The organism is Oceanobacillus sp. E9 (genome assembly GCF_001741975.1).
Lineage (GTDB): Bacteria > Bacillota > Bacilli > Bacillales > Amphibacillaceae > Oceanobacillus > Oceanobacillus kimchii.
Genome location: NZ_LSNA01000006.1, coordinates 164,331 through 182,368, shown reverse-complemented (window position 1 = coordinate 182,368; position 18,038 = coordinate 164,331). Strand labels below are relative to the sequence as shown.

General features: G+C 36.3%; 15 protein-coding genes and 2 riboswitches. Of the genes, 10 read left to right on the top strand and 5 right to left on the bottom strand.

From position 1 onward, the window contains the following. The first annotated feature begins 63 nt into the window (after positions 1-63). From AQ616_RS07810 to AQ616_RS07800, 3 genes are read left to right on the top strand one after another with little or no spacing between them, the layout of a single operon-like run. Positions 64-408 carry a DUF3958 family protein gene (locus tag AQ616_RS07810; RefSeq protein ID WP_069685460.1) on the top strand — a complete coding sequence of 115 codons (345 nt, stop codon included), beginning with the start codon at positions 64-66 and terminating at the stop codon, positions 406-408. Then, positions 408-1,949 (top strand): LXG domain-containing protein, encoded by a 1,542-nt coding sequence (locus AQ616_RS07805; protein WP_069685459.1) that lies wholly within the window; start codon positions 408-410, stop codon positions 1,947-1,949. The genes AQ616_RS07810 and AQ616_RS07805 overlap by 1 nt, the downstream gene beginning before the upstream one ends. 16 nt (positions 1,950-1,965) lie before the next feature. Then, on the top strand, positions 1,966-2,586 hold the full coding sequence (locus AQ616_RS07800) for a hypothetical protein (RefSeq protein ID WP_017797959.1): 621 nt from the start codon (positions 1,966-1,968) through the stop codon (positions 2,584-2,586). Positions 2,587-2,653: 67 nt separating this feature from the next. On the opposite strand, the gene AQ616_RS07795 is transcribed toward AQ616_RS07800, so the two are convergent. The 3 genes from AQ616_RS07795 to AQ616_RS07785 form a co-directional block, all read right to left on the bottom strand. Then, positions 2,654-4,174, bottom strand: coding sequence for a sodium:solute symporter family protein (locus AQ616_RS07795; protein ID WP_069685458.1), 1,521 nt, complete (start codon positions 4,172-4,174; stop codon positions 2,654-2,656). A 196-nt stretch (positions 4,175-4,370) separates the two neighbouring features. Beyond that, positions 4,371-5,741: an LLM class flavin-dependent oxidoreductase gene (locus AQ616_RS07790; RefSeq protein ID WP_069685457.1), complete on the bottom strand. Its 1,371-nt coding sequence runs from the start codon at positions 5,739-5,741 to the stop codon at positions 4,371-4,373. Between the two features lie 66 nt (positions 5,742-5,807). Next, a complete protein-coding gene (locus AQ616_RS07785) occupies positions 5,808-6,476 on the bottom strand; it encodes a carboxymuconolactone decarboxylase family protein (RefSeq protein ID WP_069685456.1) in 669 nt (222 codons plus the stop codon). A 204-nt stretch (positions 6,477-6,680) separates the two neighbouring features. Next, positions 6,681-6,789, bottom strand: a riboswitch (SAM riboswitch). Between the two features lie 426 nt (positions 6,790-7,215). Between AQ616_RS07785 and AQ616_RS07780 the strand changes: the two genes are divergently transcribed. Then, positions 7,216-8,433, top strand: a complete 1,218-nt coding sequence (locus AQ616_RS07780) for a hypothetical protein (RefSeq protein WP_017797964.1) — start codon at positions 7,216-7,218, stop codon at positions 8,431-8,433. A 169-nt stretch (positions 8,434-8,602) separates the two neighbouring features. Here the strand turns inward: AQ616_RS07780 and AQ616_RS07775 are convergent, their stop codons facing one another. Further along, on the bottom strand, positions 8,603-10,060 hold the full coding sequence (locus AQ616_RS07775) for a catalase (protein ID WP_069685455.1): 1,458 nt from the start codon (positions 10,058-10,060) through the stop codon (positions 8,603-8,605). Between the two features lie 148 nt (positions 10,061-10,208). On the opposite strand from AQ616_RS07775, the gene AQ616_RS07770 reads away from it, so the two are divergent. Next, positions 10,209-10,412, top strand: a complete 204-nt coding sequence (locus AQ616_RS07770; RefSeq protein WP_017797966.1) for a hypothetical protein — start codon at positions 10,209-10,211, stop codon at positions 10,410-10,412. Positions 10,413-10,495: 83 nt separating this feature from the next. Here the strand turns inward: AQ616_RS07770 and AQ616_RS07765 are convergent, their stop codons facing one another. Next, positions 10,496-11,179: a copper homeostasis protein CutC gene (locus AQ616_RS07765; RefSeq protein ID WP_017797967.1), complete on the bottom strand. Its 684-nt coding sequence runs from the start codon at positions 11,177-11,179 to the stop codon at positions 10,496-10,498. A 175-nt stretch (positions 11,180-11,354) separates the two neighbouring features. Between AQ616_RS07765 and AQ616_RS07760 the strand changes: the two genes are divergently transcribed. From AQ616_RS07760 to AQ616_RS07740, 5 genes are all read left to right on the top strand, one after another. Continuing rightward, positions 11,355-12,497 (top strand): CdaR family transcriptional regulator, encoded by a 1,143-nt coding sequence (locus AQ616_RS07760; RefSeq protein WP_069685454.1) that lies wholly within the window; start codon positions 11,355-11,357, stop codon positions 12,495-12,497. Positions 12,498-12,635: 138 nt separating this feature from the next. Continuing rightward, positions 12,636-13,904, top strand: coding sequence for a GntP family permease (locus AQ616_RS07755; RefSeq protein ID WP_017797969.1), 1,269 nt, complete (start codon positions 12,636-12,638; stop codon positions 13,902-13,904). 18 nt (positions 13,905-13,922) lie between these two features. Then, positions 13,923-15,065 (top strand): glycerate kinase, encoded by a 1,143-nt coding sequence (locus tag AQ616_RS07750; protein WP_139136340.1) that lies wholly within the window; start codon positions 13,923-13,925, stop codon positions 15,063-15,065. Between the two features lie 338 nt (positions 15,066-15,403). Continuing rightward, a riboswitch (purine riboswitch) is annotated at positions 15,404-15,505 on the top strand. Positions 15,506-15,701: 196 nt separating this feature from the next. Further along, positions 15,702-16,520 carry a purine-nucleoside phosphorylase gene (locus tag AQ616_RS07745; protein ID WP_017797971.1) on the top strand — a complete coding sequence of 273 codons (819 nt, stop codon included), beginning with the start codon at positions 15,702-15,704 and terminating at the stop codon, positions 16,518-16,520. A gap of 131 nt (positions 16,521-16,651) precedes the next feature. Then, complete coding sequence (locus AQ616_RS07740; RefSeq protein WP_017797972.1) at positions 16,652-17,872, top strand: NupC/NupG family nucleoside CNT transporter; 1,221 nt, start codon at positions 16,652-16,654, stop codon at positions 17,870-17,872. Positions 17,873-18,038 lie beyond the last annotated feature (166 nt).

Genomic DNA, 18,038 nt, shown 5'->3' with positions numbered 1-18,038 from the left:
TTTCATTAATGAATATATAAATGACCTAAAAACTTATAATAATGCCAAAAAAGGTTGATAAACATGAACAAAGTGGAAGCACTAAATAAGCAAATCTCTCAAATACAAGAAGAACAACTAGCCATTTCAAAATCGTTTACAGAAATTGACAATGAAGAAAATGAATTAGTAGAAATAATGAAACGAAATAGGCGACTATTTGATCAGCTAAAATATTCATGGCACAAAGACAGAGAACTTAGTGAGACTTTTGATAATAACAAGAATGAACTCGATCACTATACAAGCAAAATCTCAGAAATTATTTATCAAAAGCGAGTTGAATTATTAAAGAAGAAAAAAACTCTTCACTTGTCTGAAGAAGATTTAATGTATCAACGAAGGTTGCTTCACATGGAGGGTAAATAATGAGCCTTAGTATGTATCTAGGTGAAACAGATGATCAAAGGAATAGTATGAACGCAATATGTATTGAGATTATACAATCGATGGAACAAACGAAGTCTTCAATATATTCATTTCATAAAGCTTTACTTTTACAGGGGATAACATATACCTCAGCAAAATCTTATCTCATTGATGTGTACCTCCCTCTAACTCAAGGTATCATCTACCTTTGTGAAGAGCTAATTCGTCAGAATGATAATTATCCAAGCGAATTTCGAGAGCAAGTAGCAACAACGGATGTCATTGAACAAGAAGTAATAGAACAAATTCAAGAAATTGATAAAAGTATTGAAGCTTTGCGTGACGCAACAGTTGTACTACCATTTCAAAACATGATGATTCAAATTTATATACGAATGAAACAAAAACTCCAAGAGAAACTAGAGAATCTTTATGCGTATAATTCGAGTTCCAGTAGTAACTTTGACACAGCAATAAGTCTTGCTAAAGCAGTGATGACTGGCCTTCAACAGGTTCAAGATGGGAATGGATTTAACAGCGATAATGGTACCTTTCAAACGAAAGGAATGGATTTAAGTTGGATTTCCACAATAGATGATATTCATTACACTAGAAAAGCAGAAGAGCACTACGCCGAGTACCTTCAACAATATCCAGAGGATAAAGATAAAGTAATTGAAATTATTAAATATGAAGAAACTAATAATCAGTATGTTGATCAAACTAATGATTTTCTCTCTCCTCTTGAAGACAAAGATCAAATTGAAATTAAGTTTCTCATGTATACCTCTGAAGAACCTTATCGTACAATGTCTTTAAAGTATTTAGACGAAGTGACCATTGCCGATCCTGAGGCTGGTGGTGGGGCATTCTACCGATCTAGTGATAATAGCATCACAATGGGTAGCATGACAGAGGATCGTACCAATGCCAGAGGTGCATACTTTACTTTTTTTCATGAGCTAGGTCATGCTATTGATTATAATCATGGAGTAGAGAATGGTATGGATGGGTTTTACTCGGATCATTACACATCAAATGGTAAGACATTAGCTAATCAAATGCACGGTGATGTATCAAACAGAGTACAAAGCGAGATTAATCATAGACTTGATGATTCTAAATATGACCATCTATCTTCGACAGAAAAACAAGCTATAATAAATAATATTACAGAGGAATTCATTTATGAAGGTCCATCTAGTGTTTCATTAACAGCTGAAGAAGAAACGCTATATGGTGAAGTACAAACACAAATATCCCGTGAATTACAAGCAGATGAACATAATAACGCATCTGATGTTTATGGTGGTGTAACCGTGAATGAAATAGTTGGCAGATGGGGTCACCACGACAATTCTTATTGGATAGATGAGAATTCAGAAGAAAGAATCAATGAACCGAATAAAGAAGGGTTTGCAAGTTACTACGCAGCTTACATGCTTGAAGACTCTGAATTCAAAGATCAGCAGTTAAATAGTGTTGGTGAATTCTTGCCAAATTCTAAGGAGCATATGGATGAAATGCTTAATAACATGTAGTAAAAGGTGGGATCACATGTCCAAATCTATCAAATATCTACTACTAATCGTAGCCTCTTTTTTCTTAATAAGTTGTCAGCAGTCAGAAGGAACTAGCGGAAACGACAAAACTGATTCAGATACTACAAAAGAACAAAATAAAGTCGATGAGGGCGAGGATGATAACATGAGTGAAATAGATATCTATGACTTTAAAAACATTGAAAAAGCACCAAAAGCTGCTGAAAAACAACCTTTAGACAATGTGATCAAAATTTTCTTTGACGAAACAAGTATAGACGATCCTTATCAAGCAATAGCTATTGATATTAAAAATAATGAAATTTATAAAAATCCTATTATCAGTCGTAGAGGGTTACGTGCACAAGACGGTGTAATCGAAGTGAATAACACTGCTGAAGTTAACAACATATTAGAAAAACACAATGTACAAAACTGGGAAGAAGATTATACATTTGAAGATGCTGAAACATATGAAGATGGTTACAGTTGGAGGCTATGGTTACAATATGAAGACGGAACCATTGAGAAACATGGTGGAAAAGGTACAGACATAGTTAAACTTACTCCCGATAACTTTACCGCATTTGTAGATGAGCTTAGGGAATTTGAGAAACGAAAAATAGAGGGAAAATAATATAATAAAAATACGAAAGATTCTCCTATATGAGAGCTCGTTCGTATTTTTATTTTGACTCCATCATTTACAATACTTGCTGTTGCTCAATTTGTTTAACTTTCCTATGACTGTTCATATGTTCTGCCCACAGACTTCCAGCAATCATAACTCCATAGCCAAGCATGGAACTATAAAGCAATGCGGTAAACACATGATCTTGAATCCCAAAACCAGTAAGAGTCATAAAGCAGCTTGCACCTACGATTACGGAAGCTATGGCACCAACACGATTTGCTTTTTTCCAAAAATAACTTAGTGTTAGTGGGGCTACTACTCCACTAATGATCGCCGATGTCCCGAATTGTAGCAGTAATGATAGAGATTCTGGACGGTTGAATGACATATATAACGAAATTAGTCCGATAATAAATAATGCAATTCGAGCTACTCGGACTGCTTTCCGATCTATTTGCATTACAGATAGATTTTTATTCTTATAAAGAAAAGGAGCGATAACTACTTTATAGATATCATTTCCGATACTTGCCGTCATACCAAGATACAAGCTATCTGTAGTCGATAGAATCGCCGAAACCATTCCCATTACAATCAATACAATTAGAACCGTTGGGAAATACTCCAATACATATGCTGGGACTGCACTATCGGATGATGTTAATCCTGGTATCAGAACTCTTGCGGCTAAACCAGCGAACACAGAGAATGTAGATAAAAAAAACAGGGTTGCTCCCGCAGATAATGTAAATGTGCGAAGGTCTTCTTTCTTCCCTACAGATAATACTTTATTCATTAATTGTGGAAGAAGGACGAAACTAAGTAAAAACCATTGAATTGCCATAATGGCGAACCCACTATAAAATGGACTGTCTGCAGCTGTTGGAGCTGTTAAAGCAGGATTAGCATTATTTAATTGTCCGGTTAAATTTCCTAAAGTTCCCCATCCTCCCCCGATTGTCCAAAAAAGAGAAAGAAATAAAAGCACGGAAATAACCGACATCACAATACCTTGAATTCCATCTGTAATTAGTTGTGCATATGCTCCACCCATACTAATATATAAAATCGTTAATGTAACTCCAAAAAAGATTCCCCAATAATATGGTATTCCTATAATTGTTTCAAACATTGTTGCTAAACCTACGTTTTGGGCAACTATATAGTAGATGTTAAATAGAATTAATAACGCTACAATGACTTGTAAAGCTTTACTATTATATCGATTACCTAGCCATTGGGGGAGCGTTAAACTACCTTCATTGTTTTGCCCCTGTTCCCAAAACTTTTTTGTTACAAGTAATAAGCCAATCCATGTGACTCCAAAACACCCTAAAGTATACCAAAGTACAGGTGTACCATACATATACGCCCATCCAGGCACACCAATAAATAAATTAGCGCTAGAATAGGTTGCACCAAAGCTAATTCCAATTAGCCATGGACTCACCTTACCTTTAGCAATGGAAAAACCCTTCATTGAACAACTATATTTAGCTCCTCGCTTACCAAACCAAACAATGAGCAAAAAGTAGCCAAAGAGACACGCTCCGATGATCCACGCAAGAGTCGTTTGATTATCAGTCAGCATTCGTGTCCTCCTCCATTCCTTTTGGGTAGAATTTATTCCAGATAATCAAACCAATTATCCAGAAGACGACAACTCCAATAAAATAATATGTGACCATCTGCTATTCACTCCTTTTCAAACGATTGTAAAATTATAGACCCATGTCAACGGAAGTGGCATGGTTTTAATTTACTAATCTAGTTCACACCTAAAAATATTATGTATGAACCTTTCTTGGTTGCTTCGCTACATGATTTTCAGCCAATCGCTTTTTCCCTTTACCGAATATATTTTCACGTAATGTATTTCCTTCATACTCCGTACGATAGATTCCACGATCTTGTAATATAGGTATTACATGATCTACAAAATCTCTAAATGTATCTGGAGAAGTTGCTAATGCAACATTAAAACCATCTATATCACCTTCAACAGCCCACTTTTGTATTTGATCAGCGATCTGTTCTGGAGTACCTACAAACTTTGGACAACCATTTCCAAGTCCATGATTTTTTATTGCTTCACGTAATGTCCATTTACGATATGGGTCTTTCGTATACAGGTCTAGATTCCCTTGTACTGCTTCTGTTTCAATATCTTCAATATATTGATCTGGATTATACTCTGAAAAATCAATTCCTGTATGTCCTGATAGTAAGGATGCCGTACCTTCATAGCTGATATGGTTTACGAAGTCCTCATACTTCGCAATCGCTTCTGCTTCTGTTGAGCCAACAATTGGTAACATCAATGGGAATATTTTAACGTCATCTGGATTTCTTCCTTTTTCTTGAGCACGTTTCTTAATATCGGAAGAATAATTTTTCAACGATTCAATAGATGTTTGCTTTGTAAAAACTGCCTCTGCATGTTTTGCCGCAAAATCTCTTCCCTTTGGTGATGCTCCCGCTTGGAATAATACTGGCGTTCGTTGCGGCGAGGGTTCAACTAAGTGCGGTCCTGGCACATTAAAAAACTCCCCACTATGATTAATTAAGCGAACTTTCTCTGGGTTAGCAAAAGTATCATTGGCACGGTCATAAATCACCGCATCCTCATCCCAACTATGCTCCCAAAGTTTGTATACCACATCTAAAAATTCATCCGCTCGATTATAACGCAATTCTTTCGGTAACCTTTCTGTTAACCCCATATTGACTGCTTCACTTTCCAAATAGGAAGTAACGACATTCCATCCAACTCTTCCTCCTGTTAAATGGTCCAATGTGGATAACTGACGTGCTAGTACATAGGGTTGTGCATAGGTAGTAGAAATTGTTGGCGCAAAACCAAGATGCTCGGTAACTGCGGCCATTGCTGTAATAGGAAGTAAAGGATCATGTGCAGGAAGTTGAACTGCGCCTCTCGTCGCTGCGTCATGGCTTTTCCCATAAACACTGTACGTCCCTAATACATCAGCAATAAATAACGAGTCAAATTTGCCGCGTTCTAGAATTTGCGCAATTTCCGTCCAGTAACCTAAACGATTATGATTTATTCCATAATCTTTCTCATGTTTCCAAAGCCCCGTTGAATGAGGGGAAGGTGAATTTTGCACGAATCCATTAAAATGAATTTGTTTTGCCATATGCTCAGCTCCTTTTTAGTATCTGAATAAGATAATTACATTAATTAACATTGGGAATCTATTAAACTACTCTTCATCGTAAGCATTTAATGCATTGACACTGTGCGCTAATGCAGAACCTGCTTTAAGAGCAACAGCTACAAAAATAGCTTCTGATAACTCTTCTTTACTGGCTCCAGCTTCCTTTGCATTTTTCGTATGCAAGTCAATACAATAAGCACATCCTGTTGTATGCGCAGAGGCTACTGCAATCAACTCTTTTTCCTTCAATGTAAGTTTACCTTCTTTTAAAACCGCTCCATCAAATTTCAAGAAAGCTTTGAAAGCATCATCACTTATCTCACCTAGTTCTTGTAGTCGTTTAAAGTAGGAAGCTTTATATAACTCATCATCATCATTTCCGTCATATGCATTCAATCCATTTACTGCGTGCGCTAATGAAGAGCCTGCTTTTAATGTTGTTGCAACAAATATTGCCTCAGTTACTTCTTCTTTATCAGCACCTTGGTTTTTCACATTTCCTACATGGAGTTCAATACAGTATGGACAACCTGTAATGTGAGCAACTGCCACTGCAATTAATTCTTTTTGTTTCACGGAAAGCTTCCCTTCTTCGAGCGCTTTGTTGTTGAAGGCAAAGAACGAATTAAATACACCTGGTGCAAATTCCTTTAATTCTTGGATACGACTGAAATACGATTTTTTATAAAGACTCTCTGTTTTTGTAGTTGGCATAATACACTCTCTCCTTTTCGTTTTAATAAAAATTTCGATTGCTTGGCTTGTGTAACTGTTTTGATCCGCCTCCTAAATAAAGTTAACTTATTGGTTTAGTCATATTTAAAGTCACATTGTTCCAGTTTTTCTTTACACTCCCCTTTTGAAAAAAGAAAAACCCTTCCGATGAGGAAGAGTTTCATTTAGTGGGCATAAACACTTTTCTCATCTATCAAGCATAAGCTTGCTGGAATGAGCACCATGTTACTTAACTGTAACTGGTTGCTGCGGGATCAACGGACCAGGTTCCTCCCCCGACTCTTGATAAGGAAAATATTATATAGTTGTGTAAGATTTGTATATTAGCATAACGAACCAGCAAATAACTGTCAATAGTTAATTTTCAATTAATTCAATGTAATGAAAAATTTAAACCAATTGGACTATATTGTATATGTTTTTATTTATTCTGGCTTAGACTTTTATTCGACTTGTGGGATTCGGAAGAAATTACATGTTCACCCATTCGACTACGTAGACTTTTGTCTGTAACATAGCTGCTTTTATGGAACCGTATTAAAATGTACCTTCATAATACAATTTAAAACTACCATAACTACCTAGTTTTAATAAGTTATAATTCTCTATACGTCGCCAGTTCATCTACTAAGTTAACCTAAAATTGTAGTTTAAACCCTTTGCTTTTCGGCTAAACAGAATAACATACTAATATCGGCACAATGAAAAGGGTGAAGTTATGACTACATGTTCAACTAGTAGGAGTATTGGTTTAATTTCAGCTCCAGGTTATCCCAACTATATTGCAGCAAAATTAAAAGAAGAACTCCCAAATCTACTACAGTTTTACGTAGACGATGATTGCGAATGGGAGGTTCAATATATTGAAGACCCACTTACAGGTACTGGTGAATCTATTGACATTCTAAAAGCTACTCAAAATAAGAAGAAAAAAAACGACTGGGACTTTGGAATTTGTCTTACAGATTTACCTTTATTCAAAGAAAAACGGCTAATTATTGCAGAAGCAAATCAAGACGAAAACATAGCATTAATTAGCATGCCTAGTCTGGGCTCAACAAGGATGATTAAAAGACTACGAGAGTCCATATTACAGTTAGTAAACGAAATGTATTATGGCAGCTCTGATGGCGATAGAAAAAAGGCCGAACTTCATCTTCAATCTATGAATGAAGATTATAAAGAATTGAAGAATAAAAGTTCAACACGCTTAATCGGAAAACGTTTCTTAGAAAGAATTTCCCCTATTAAACGAGAAACACCTGATGAGCATGAGACGCATGGTGAATGCAATATCGATGTTCGTTTTACTGTTCCACGGAAATGGAGTATTGCTATACGAATCATTTCCGGAATGGTACGAGCCAATCGCCCATGGTCACTCTTTCCAGCATTTATGAAAGTAATTATGATTGCATTTACTACCGGAGCATACGCGCTGGTCTTCCCAACACTATGGCAGTTGAGTGATTATTATTCATTACCACGGATGATTTTACTAACTTTTATTGCTATTACGTCCATGGTAAGTTGGATTATAGTAGCCCATAAATTGTGGGAACGACCTCAAGATGGTAAAGATGACTATATTCGAAAACTATATAATGCTACTACCGTTTTTACCTTGCTATCAACTGTATGTTTGTATTATATTATTCTATACGTTTTATTTACTTTTGCTGTTAATATTTTTATTCCAGCAGAATTGCTTGAAAATCAAATAAATGAGGAAATTAACTTTACGAGCTATCTGTACATCGCATGGACAGCTACTAGTATTGCAACGATTATAGGTGCACTTGGCTCTGCCTTAGAGAATGAGGATGTAGTTCTATCTTCGACATACGGTTATCGCCAACGTCAAAGACATAAACAGATTAAAGAACAAAGAGAACAAGAAGAAGCAGAAGAAGGTCATAAAAAGACAAGACAGTAAGTAATAATGATTATTAATAATTTGCACCTCTAACAACTAACTTGGGGGTGTTTTTATATTGTAAACCTATCTACCTCCGAATTAAAAAAAGAGAGCTTATATGAATAGAGAAGTAAAACTCAAAATAAACCGGTTGAATTTTTTAACGACACGATTTTATATTACATTATTAATCTTCTTTCATCATTGTTACAGCTCTATTCAGCTTTCTCGCTAAATCTTCTGAAGCTTTCTGCATATAACCCTGAACAGTATTATATACTTCCGGTGATACAGTAGTTAATCCGCCTGCCATATTATTAATTAAATCTTCTTGTTGTTGGTCTGATAGAGAATCGTAAAACATACCAGGTTGTGTGAAATCATCCTGTTTTTCGATGTCCGATCTCTCTAATCTACCTTCAACATAGCGTCCATCACCACTTGTCACAAGGTTACCTGGCCACCAGTCAGATTCATGATTAACTGGTACATTACGAAAATCAGGACCTATCCGATAACGTTGTGAATCCCAATAAATATTTGCTCTTCCTTGTAACATCTTATCATCTGATAGTTCTACACCTTCTTGTAAATTAGATGGAGAAAAAGCCGCTTTTTCAACTTGCTCCATATAATTATCAGGATTCCTATTCAATACCATTCTTCCCACTGGTTGGAAAGGGAACTGTTGTTGATCCCATATTTTGGTATCGTCTAATGGATCATATGGTAGATTGGCAGCATCTTCAGGATCCATGATCTGTACATATAACCCAAATTCAACTGGCTCCCCTCTTTCAATGACATCATGTAAGTCCTGTCCTGCAATATCCGGATTCTCTCCCGCTAGTCGTACTGCTTCATCGTTACGAATATACTGTTCTCCAGCCAGCGGTGCCCACGTGTATTTAACAAAATATCGTTTTCCTTCTCCATTTTTCCAAACATAGGTATTTACACTATGCCCAGGCAAATGACGTAGACTTTTCACTGTACCAAGGTTGGAGTAAACAAGTAGTGTAAAGAGAAGTGATTCAGACGCACGTGCCACAAAATTCCAGTAGCGTGTGGGATCGATTAAGTTATCTACCGGAGATGGTAAAAACGCTTTAATCGCTTCTGGAAAACGAATTGTGTCGCGAACAGAGAAAACAGGAATATGATTACATATCAAATCGAATATGCCGTTATCTGTATAAAATTTAGTGGAGAATCCTCTTACATTACGGGATGTATCTGGGGTTCCTTTTGTACTAACTGCTAAGGAGAACCGCACAAATACCGGCACTTCTGTACCCGGTGTCTGCAAGAAAGATAATGTTGTATAATCACTCATAGAATACAATGTTTCAAAATAACCAAAAGCTCCCCAACCTTTTACATGTACCGGTCTCTCTATTATCTTCTCATGAATAAATGTTTGTAATGTTTCGTGCTCAATATTGTCCTGTTTTAAAATTGGTCCACGTTTTCCGACAGTCTGTGAATGAATCTCTGCTGGAAGATCAATATCCCAGTTAAAAGCAGCAGGATTCGTATGGGATTTATCACCTGCATTTCCTTCATATCCATGTGGTCCTTGACTCCCATGCCCCTGTGAATAATTACGAGAATTTTTCAATTCATCGTTATTCCCATCAGTCATGATGTAACCTCCTAACACCAATTAAATAAACCTTTATCAAATTATGTTCCAGAGGAGTGAAATAGAACGTTTAGAGTATAAATTCGATAAACATATTTGTTTTAATCCATTTGATTAAGGGGATAGTTTAAAAAGGAGATTGATAACGATGCGCTTTGCACCATTTTTTATCCTAGCTATCTTTGGATATTTCTTCATCATTATTCCTCTCATTTATTTGATAGATTTCATATTTATTAAAGATGGTATTACATTTGGCAGTCTCAGAAACAATGCAATTGGATTTTTTCTAGCATTACTCTTTATTTACTTTATATTGTATAGGAGAAAAAAGAAAACGAAGCAAAAATAAAACCTATGCATATATGTAAAGAGCATAGGTTTTTGATACTATTATTGTAAATCTAGGTGTAATTTCCACGTTCATTCATTGGTCTATGAAATACGTTTGACTACCTGTAATTTCTCCGCATCTAACCCTTTTGAAAAATCCCCATCCGTCTGGATACCGGTTCCAAAATGGTACTGGTCAGCTTGAACAAAATAGTGTATTTCATTGAAATTATCCATATTTAAGCCCCCACCTGGTAAAATGCTTGGCCCTCTAGAGGAATTCGCTAATTCGACTAAACTCTTTAATGATTGCTTTCCTTCTAAACAATTTGAAGAACCACCAGAAGTTAAAATACGCTGTACATTACTACATTCAGCAATAGACAAATAAGCTTCTTCTAATGAAGGTACTTCATCAAAAGCACGATGAACCGTAATATCCAGCTCATCTGAGATACTTGCTGCCGTCTCTAAAGCATCCATGTTTATTGTACTGTCACGGTGCAAGGCACCAAAAACAATTCCTCTCCCACCTAATTCAACTATATTTCGAATATCTTCATATATTGTGTCTAACTCACACGCAGTATAAATGAAATGATAACTATGCGGTCTCACCATTATTTGTACAGGAATATTTACATGTTCTAGAACTTTTTTTATCGTCCCATAACTAGGAGTTAATCCTCCCTCTTTCATCCCAGACACTAACTCTAATCGATCCACTCCAAACTTTTCTGCTTGTATTGCTTCCTCCACTGTCTGCACAATTGCTTCGATATACATTTTGTCACTCCTATCTTTTGAATTCACCTATATGGTGGCAAAATCAAAAATTCTCTATTAAACTCACTGTAATTAATATATTCATCCTGTCAAGTGGCTATAGTAGATAGTATAATTCATACTAAACTTTCTATTGCTAACAAATCCTTTATACTATACATAGAAACAAAAGGAGTTGAAGACCATCTTAACCGAACAATTAGCAAACGAAATCGTAAAACGTACTATGTCCATTATACATGCCAATATAAATATTATGGATCAAACAGGTACAATCATCGCTTCAGGTGTACCTTCTAGAATCGGACAGTTACACGATGGAGCCGTTCAAGTAATTAAAGAAAAACATACGATTGAAATTGATACTTCAAGAACCAATCATTGGCATAGCTCTCAGCCAGGGATTAATTTACCTATTACTTTTCAAGAAAATATTGTAGGTGTAATCGGAATAACCGGACATCCAGATGATATCCGTGACTATTCTCAGTTAATCCAAATGGGTGCAGAACTTACGCTAGAACAGGCTTTCTTAACAAATGAAATTCAGCAAAATAAACAAATTCGCCAAAATCAAATCACTAATATTCTTTTAGGAACCGAACAAGATCAAACATATATTCAAGAAAGAGCACACTATGCAAAACTAGATATCAAAACAACCTATGCTGTTATTATCATATCTACACCAGTATTAGATAAAAAACATACAAAAGATGTAGAAAAACATATTCACTCTTGGCTTAATCAAGAAGATGAGTATATACCATTATTTACAAATCAACACCTTATACTAAAAAAAGAAATCCAACCATCTAGCAATACTCCTTTAAAGGATATTTTAATAGAAAAGCATAAGACTTCAGCTATCCCCCATATGACTATTGCAGTCGGGCCTTATTTAACGGGAGTAAACGGTTGGAGACAATCCTATCAAGAAGCACAAAAAATAATCGAAGTTGCAAATACACTATATCCATCAGGCGGGGTATGGAGTTATCAAGACTTAAATCTTGCAATTTTGACTTATGATTTGCTCAAGAATACCCCGCAGTCAACAAAGCAGCTAATTGCGACGTGTCACCGCATTCTTACAGAGAATGATGGTACACAACTTCACCAAACATTAAAAACATATATAGAGGAAAACGGAAAAATGTCTATCACCTCCGATAAGCTATTTATTCATCGAAATACATTAACATATCGACTAGACAAAATATATCAAATAACTGGAAAAGACCCTAGAAATATTAATCACCTTCTAGAGTTAAAAATGGCTCAACTTTTATATAAACTTGAATCAAACAATAATTAACATCGTCATTCATGCAAACGCACAATAATAACACAAAGAAAACGCTGCCTTTTTGTTCAAATGACTAATGATATCCGATGCTGATAACGCTTACAATGAAGGTAGTATTAAAACTACATGTAATGAAGGTGAACAGCTATGGAAATAGAAGTAAGTGCATTCGGTGCAATTATCGGTTTAATTATATCAATTATAATGATATTAAAGAAGATCCCGCCTGTATATGGTCTTATGACAGGGGCACTAATTGGCGGATTAATAGGTGGTACAAATATTGTTGACACCGTTAGCTTAATGGTTAGCGGTGCCCAAGGAATTATTCCATCCGTATTAAGAATCTTGGCTGCAGGAATTCTCGCTGGTATCCTTATTGAATCAGGAGCAGCAGCTAAAATAGCACAATCCATTGTTACTAAGTTTGGTGAAAAACGCGCTCTATTAGCACTCGCATTAGCAACAATGTTCTTAACAGCAGTCGGTGTTTTTGTTGATGTAGCAGTAATAACCGTTGCTCCAATTGCTCTCGTAATCGCTTCTAATGCGGGTCTATCTAGAATAGCGATACTACTTGCAATGGTCGGTGGAGGTAAAGCAGGTAATGTGATGTCTCCTAATCCAAATACGATTGCAGTTTCTGATGCGTTTAATGTTCCGCTTATATCTGTGATGGGGGCAGGAGTTATTCCTGCTATATTCGGTATCGTTGCTACGTATATTATCGCGAAAAAGATTTCATCACGCGGTACAATGATTGAAGAAAAAGAAATCGAACAATCCGAGGAAAACACTTTACCATCATTGTTTACATCCTTACTTGGTCCAATTGTTGCAATTGTCCTACTTGCATTGCGACCTCTCTTCGATATTAATATCGATCCAATAATTGCACTTCCTGTCGGAGGGTTGATTGGAATTATTGCAATGGGACAATGGCGTAACACAAATGATTATATTAAAACTGGATTAGAAAAAATGGCACCTGTAGCTATTCTGTTAATTGGAACAGGTACACTAGCCGGAATTATCCAAAATTCACGTATTGATACAGTATTGATAAACGCATTAGAAGGACTTGGTTTACCAGCATTCTCGCTCGCTCCCGTCTCTGGAATATTTATGTCCGGTGCAACTGCATCAACTACAGCAGGGGCTACAGTAGCAAGTAGTGTATTTGCTTCTACCTTACTCGAAATGGGAGTAGCAGCATTGGGTGGAGCAGCAATGATTCATGCTGGTTCAACCGTAATTGACCATATGCCACACGGAAGCTTCTTCCATGCGACAGCAGGAAGTGTGGGGATGCAAGTAAAAGAACGATTAAAATTAATTCCTTATGAAACATTGGTAGGTTTAACTATCGCAATTGTATCTACGATTATATACGGAATTATACCGTTGTTCTTTTAAGTTAAGGAGTGAATGGAATTGAAGAAAAAGAAAATCGTAATCGCACCCGATTCATTTAAGGAAAGTATGACAGCACAACAAGCTGCAGAAGCAATTGCTAAAGGTGTTAAATCTGTATTTCAAGATAAGTTAGATCTCGAGCTAATACCAATGGCAGATGGCGGTGAGGGAACCATTCAATCCCTTGCCGATGCACTTGACGGCACCACACATTCCAAAAAAGTTACTGGACCTTTAGGAAATTCAGTTATCGCTAATTACGCAATTTCTGGAGATAAAACGACTGCAATTATCGAAATGGCCGAGGCTTCAGGAATTGCACTTGTCCCTAGTGAAATACGAAACCCTTTAAAAACAACGACCCATGGTACAGGACAATTAATACAAGCAGCTCTTGACCATAATGTAGAAAAAATCATTCTTGGCATTGGCGGAAGTGCCACCAACGATGGCGGAGCAGGAATGGTAGAAGCATTAGGTGGTAAATTGTTAAACAGCGAAGGAAACTCTATACCTTCAGGGGGAGGAAGTTTAATCGATCTCGATGACATCGACTTAAGTAATTTAGATAAAAGGTTACAGGATGTACAAATAATTGTTGCTTGTGATGTAGATAATCCACTATTAGGAGAGTACGGTGCAAGTGCAATTTATGGACCACAAAAAGGGGCAGATAAAAAAATGGTATCTGACCTTGATTCTGCTCTCAGCAATTACCATGATGTGTTAGAACGGGTTACAAAAAAGTCTGTCAAAGATATCCCAGGAGCTGGTGCAGCAGGAGGACTCGGAGCTGGATTACTAGCATTTCTTCATGCAAAGCTCGAACCTGGAGTAGAAATCGTCTTAAAAGAAACCAATTTTTACGAACGGGTGGTTGATGCAGACCTTGTCCTCACCGGTGAAGGAAAAATCGATGGACAAACCATCTATGGTAAAACCCCTATTGGGGTTGCCAAGGCTACAAAAAGATTCAACATTCCTGTTATAGCTTTAAGCGGAACCTTAGGTACTGATTATGAAAAAGTCTATAACCATGGAATCGATGCAGCATTTAGTATTGTTCAAGGTCCTTGTGATTTAGAAGATGCCTTAAAAAATGGACCGAACTACTTGGAAGGATTGGCAAGGAACGTGGCAAAATTACTAGTTATTCATTAAAGAAAATTTTATGGTTACCAGCCCTTGTAAATATGGCACAATACTTTCACCATAAAGGGAACTTTATTCAATGGGGATCGATCTTTCCCTACGTAATGAATGGTAGTTCACCTTCTTAATTTTGGATAAACCAAAAATTCTAAAAGGGACACTCGCATTTTATGAGTGTCCCTTTTAATTAATATGACAGTTATTCATTGTTGACAATTTAAACGAACTAGACAATATAAAATCTATACTCAACATTCATTTTTGACTAAAACACGAACATTAATTGTATTATTGTTTAAAATGTTCACTTTTTGCTTGCTAACATACTTTTAATTTGCTATATTAATAGCGAAATTAAATATTGTACTCGTATATGTTCAGTAATATGGTCTGAACGTCTCTACCAAGTTCCCAAAAAGAACCGGACTACGAGTTGAAGTTATATGTATGGACAAATGAGTTAATTGCTCTCTTGTCTATCATGTTTTGGTGTGGTATTTCACATTGTAAACAAACTTTGACTCTAGTAGGCCTGGAAAAGGTAGAATTAATTCTATCTTTTTCAGGCTTTTTTACTTTAGTATTCGGGTTCATTTATCAAACTTCGCATCAGTTTTATAACACAGTATTTAGGAGGAAACAGAAATGCATAAAACAGAAGAAATATTAGAAGCAAAATCATTTATCTCGGAACAAACAGGCATTAAACCAGAAATAGGAATGATTCTCGGATCAGGATTAGGAAGCCTCGCTGAAGAAATAGAAGACGCTGTTGTTATACCTTATGAAACTATTCCTTACTTCTCCAAATCAAATGCAGTTGGACATGCAAATGAATTGGTGATTGGACATTTACAAGGTAAAAAAGTAGTAGCTATGAAAGGTCGCTATCATTATTACGAGGGATATACTTTGGATGAAGTTACTTTTCCTGTACGGGTCTTAAAAGCATTAGGGGTGGAAAAACTAATCATCACAAATTCTTGTGGTGCAGTTAATACTGATTTTAACCCTGGTGAACTAATGTTAATTAGTGACCACATTAACCTTGTTGGTACAAACCCATTAATAGGCAAAAACAATGAAGACCTAGGTACACGCTTCCCAGATGTTTCCGAAGTTTATAGTCGTAACTTACGAGCTTTAGCTCGAGATGCAGCCCAAGATTTGAACATAACATTACAAGAAGGTGTATACGGTTGGTGGAGTGGCCCTGTTTATGAAACACCTGCAGAAATTCGAATGATTCGTATACTTGGCGGAGATGCAATTGGTATGTCTACCGTACCAGAAGCACTTATTGCCATTCATTCTGGACTAGAAGTATTAGGAATTTCTTGTTTAACCAATATGGCTTGTGGGATATTAGATCAGCCTTTAAGTCATGAGGAAGTTATTGAAGTAGCGGGTCAATCTCGTGACAAATTCGTTCAGTTAATACAACAAACATTAAAATTGCTGTAACTCTATTGATACCTTATAAGTTTATCTATACGTACATCAAGAAAAAATCGATAATCCAAGATACAAAAATACTGTTTGCTAACTATTAATCTTGGATTTACTAATAAACACAAAAATGAAGAGGTGTAAATATGAGTTTCATATGGGGATTAGCTGGTTGCTTAGTAATTACTCTACTCTCATTTCTATTATCTGAAAAAAAGAAATCTATTAATATAAGGACCGTTTCTATTGGGTTTATCTTACAAGTAATTTTTGGATATATCGTGTTAAAGTGGGAGTTTGGAAAGGATACCCTTGCTTACGTGTCAACAGCGATAAATGACATTATTGATTATGGCCATGAAGGAATTGCCTTTGTTTTTGGCCCATTAGCGGATAGAGGTGGAGATGTCGCCGTATTTGCAGTGAACGTCCTAGGAATGATTATCTTCCTCACTGTTCTCATCGCATTGTTATATCACTTTGGAATCATGCAATACATGGTGCGCTTCATAGGTGGTTTTATCTCAAAAATCATGAAAACATCTTATGCTGAATCAGCAGCTGCTGCAGCTAATATTTTTGTTGGGAATACACAGGCACCTTTAGTAGTAAAACCGTATATCGCTAACATGACTAGATCACAGCTGTTCTCTGTAATGGTTGGTGGGTTGGCGTCTGTCTCAGGTGCAATTATGATAAGCTTAGCAGCAATGGGAATTCCCTTAGAATACCTGCTATCAGCGGCAATTATGTCCGCTCCTGCAGGAATTATGATTGCAAAGGTCATCATACCGGAGTCAGAAGAAATAAATGAAAATGAATGGAAAGAAACTGTACTTGCCTCGAGTGAAGAGAAGACTAATATTATTGATGTTATTTTCACGAGCTCGAAGGAAGGATTACATTTTGCAGTGAACGTCGGCTTGATGCTAATCGCCTTTATTGGATTAATAGCATTAATAAATGGAATTTTGGGCTGGGGCGGCTCACTATTTGGCTTTGAAAATTTTTCTTTGGAATTAATTCTAGGTTATCTATTTGCACCAATTGCCTTTGTTATCGGTATTCCATGGGACGAAGCACTTGTAGCTGGAAATTTACTTGCACAGAAGTTATTATTAAATGAATTTGTTGCATTTGCTCAGCTTTCTACGATGGTTGATAGCTTATCAGACAGAGCTTTAGCAGTACTGACATTTGCTTTAAGTGGATTTGCTAATTTTGGAGCAGCTGGAAGTATTGTCGGGATGCTCTCTAACATGGTCCCACAACGTAAGACTGAGATTCAAAAACTTATGCTGAAGGCATTAATTGCAGCCACATTTGCTAACCTTTTGAATGGTGCCATTGTATCAATGTTTTTCTAAGATTCACATCATAAATTAGAAGAATCTAGGCAAAGACATGCTCAAAAGAATAAATGTAGACTTATGAAGTCGGAGTCTACTGGCGAAACTGATAAAAGTTTTATAAAAAAGGAATGGGATACACAAGAATAATGTGTTCCATTCCTTTTTATAAAACATTTAATTT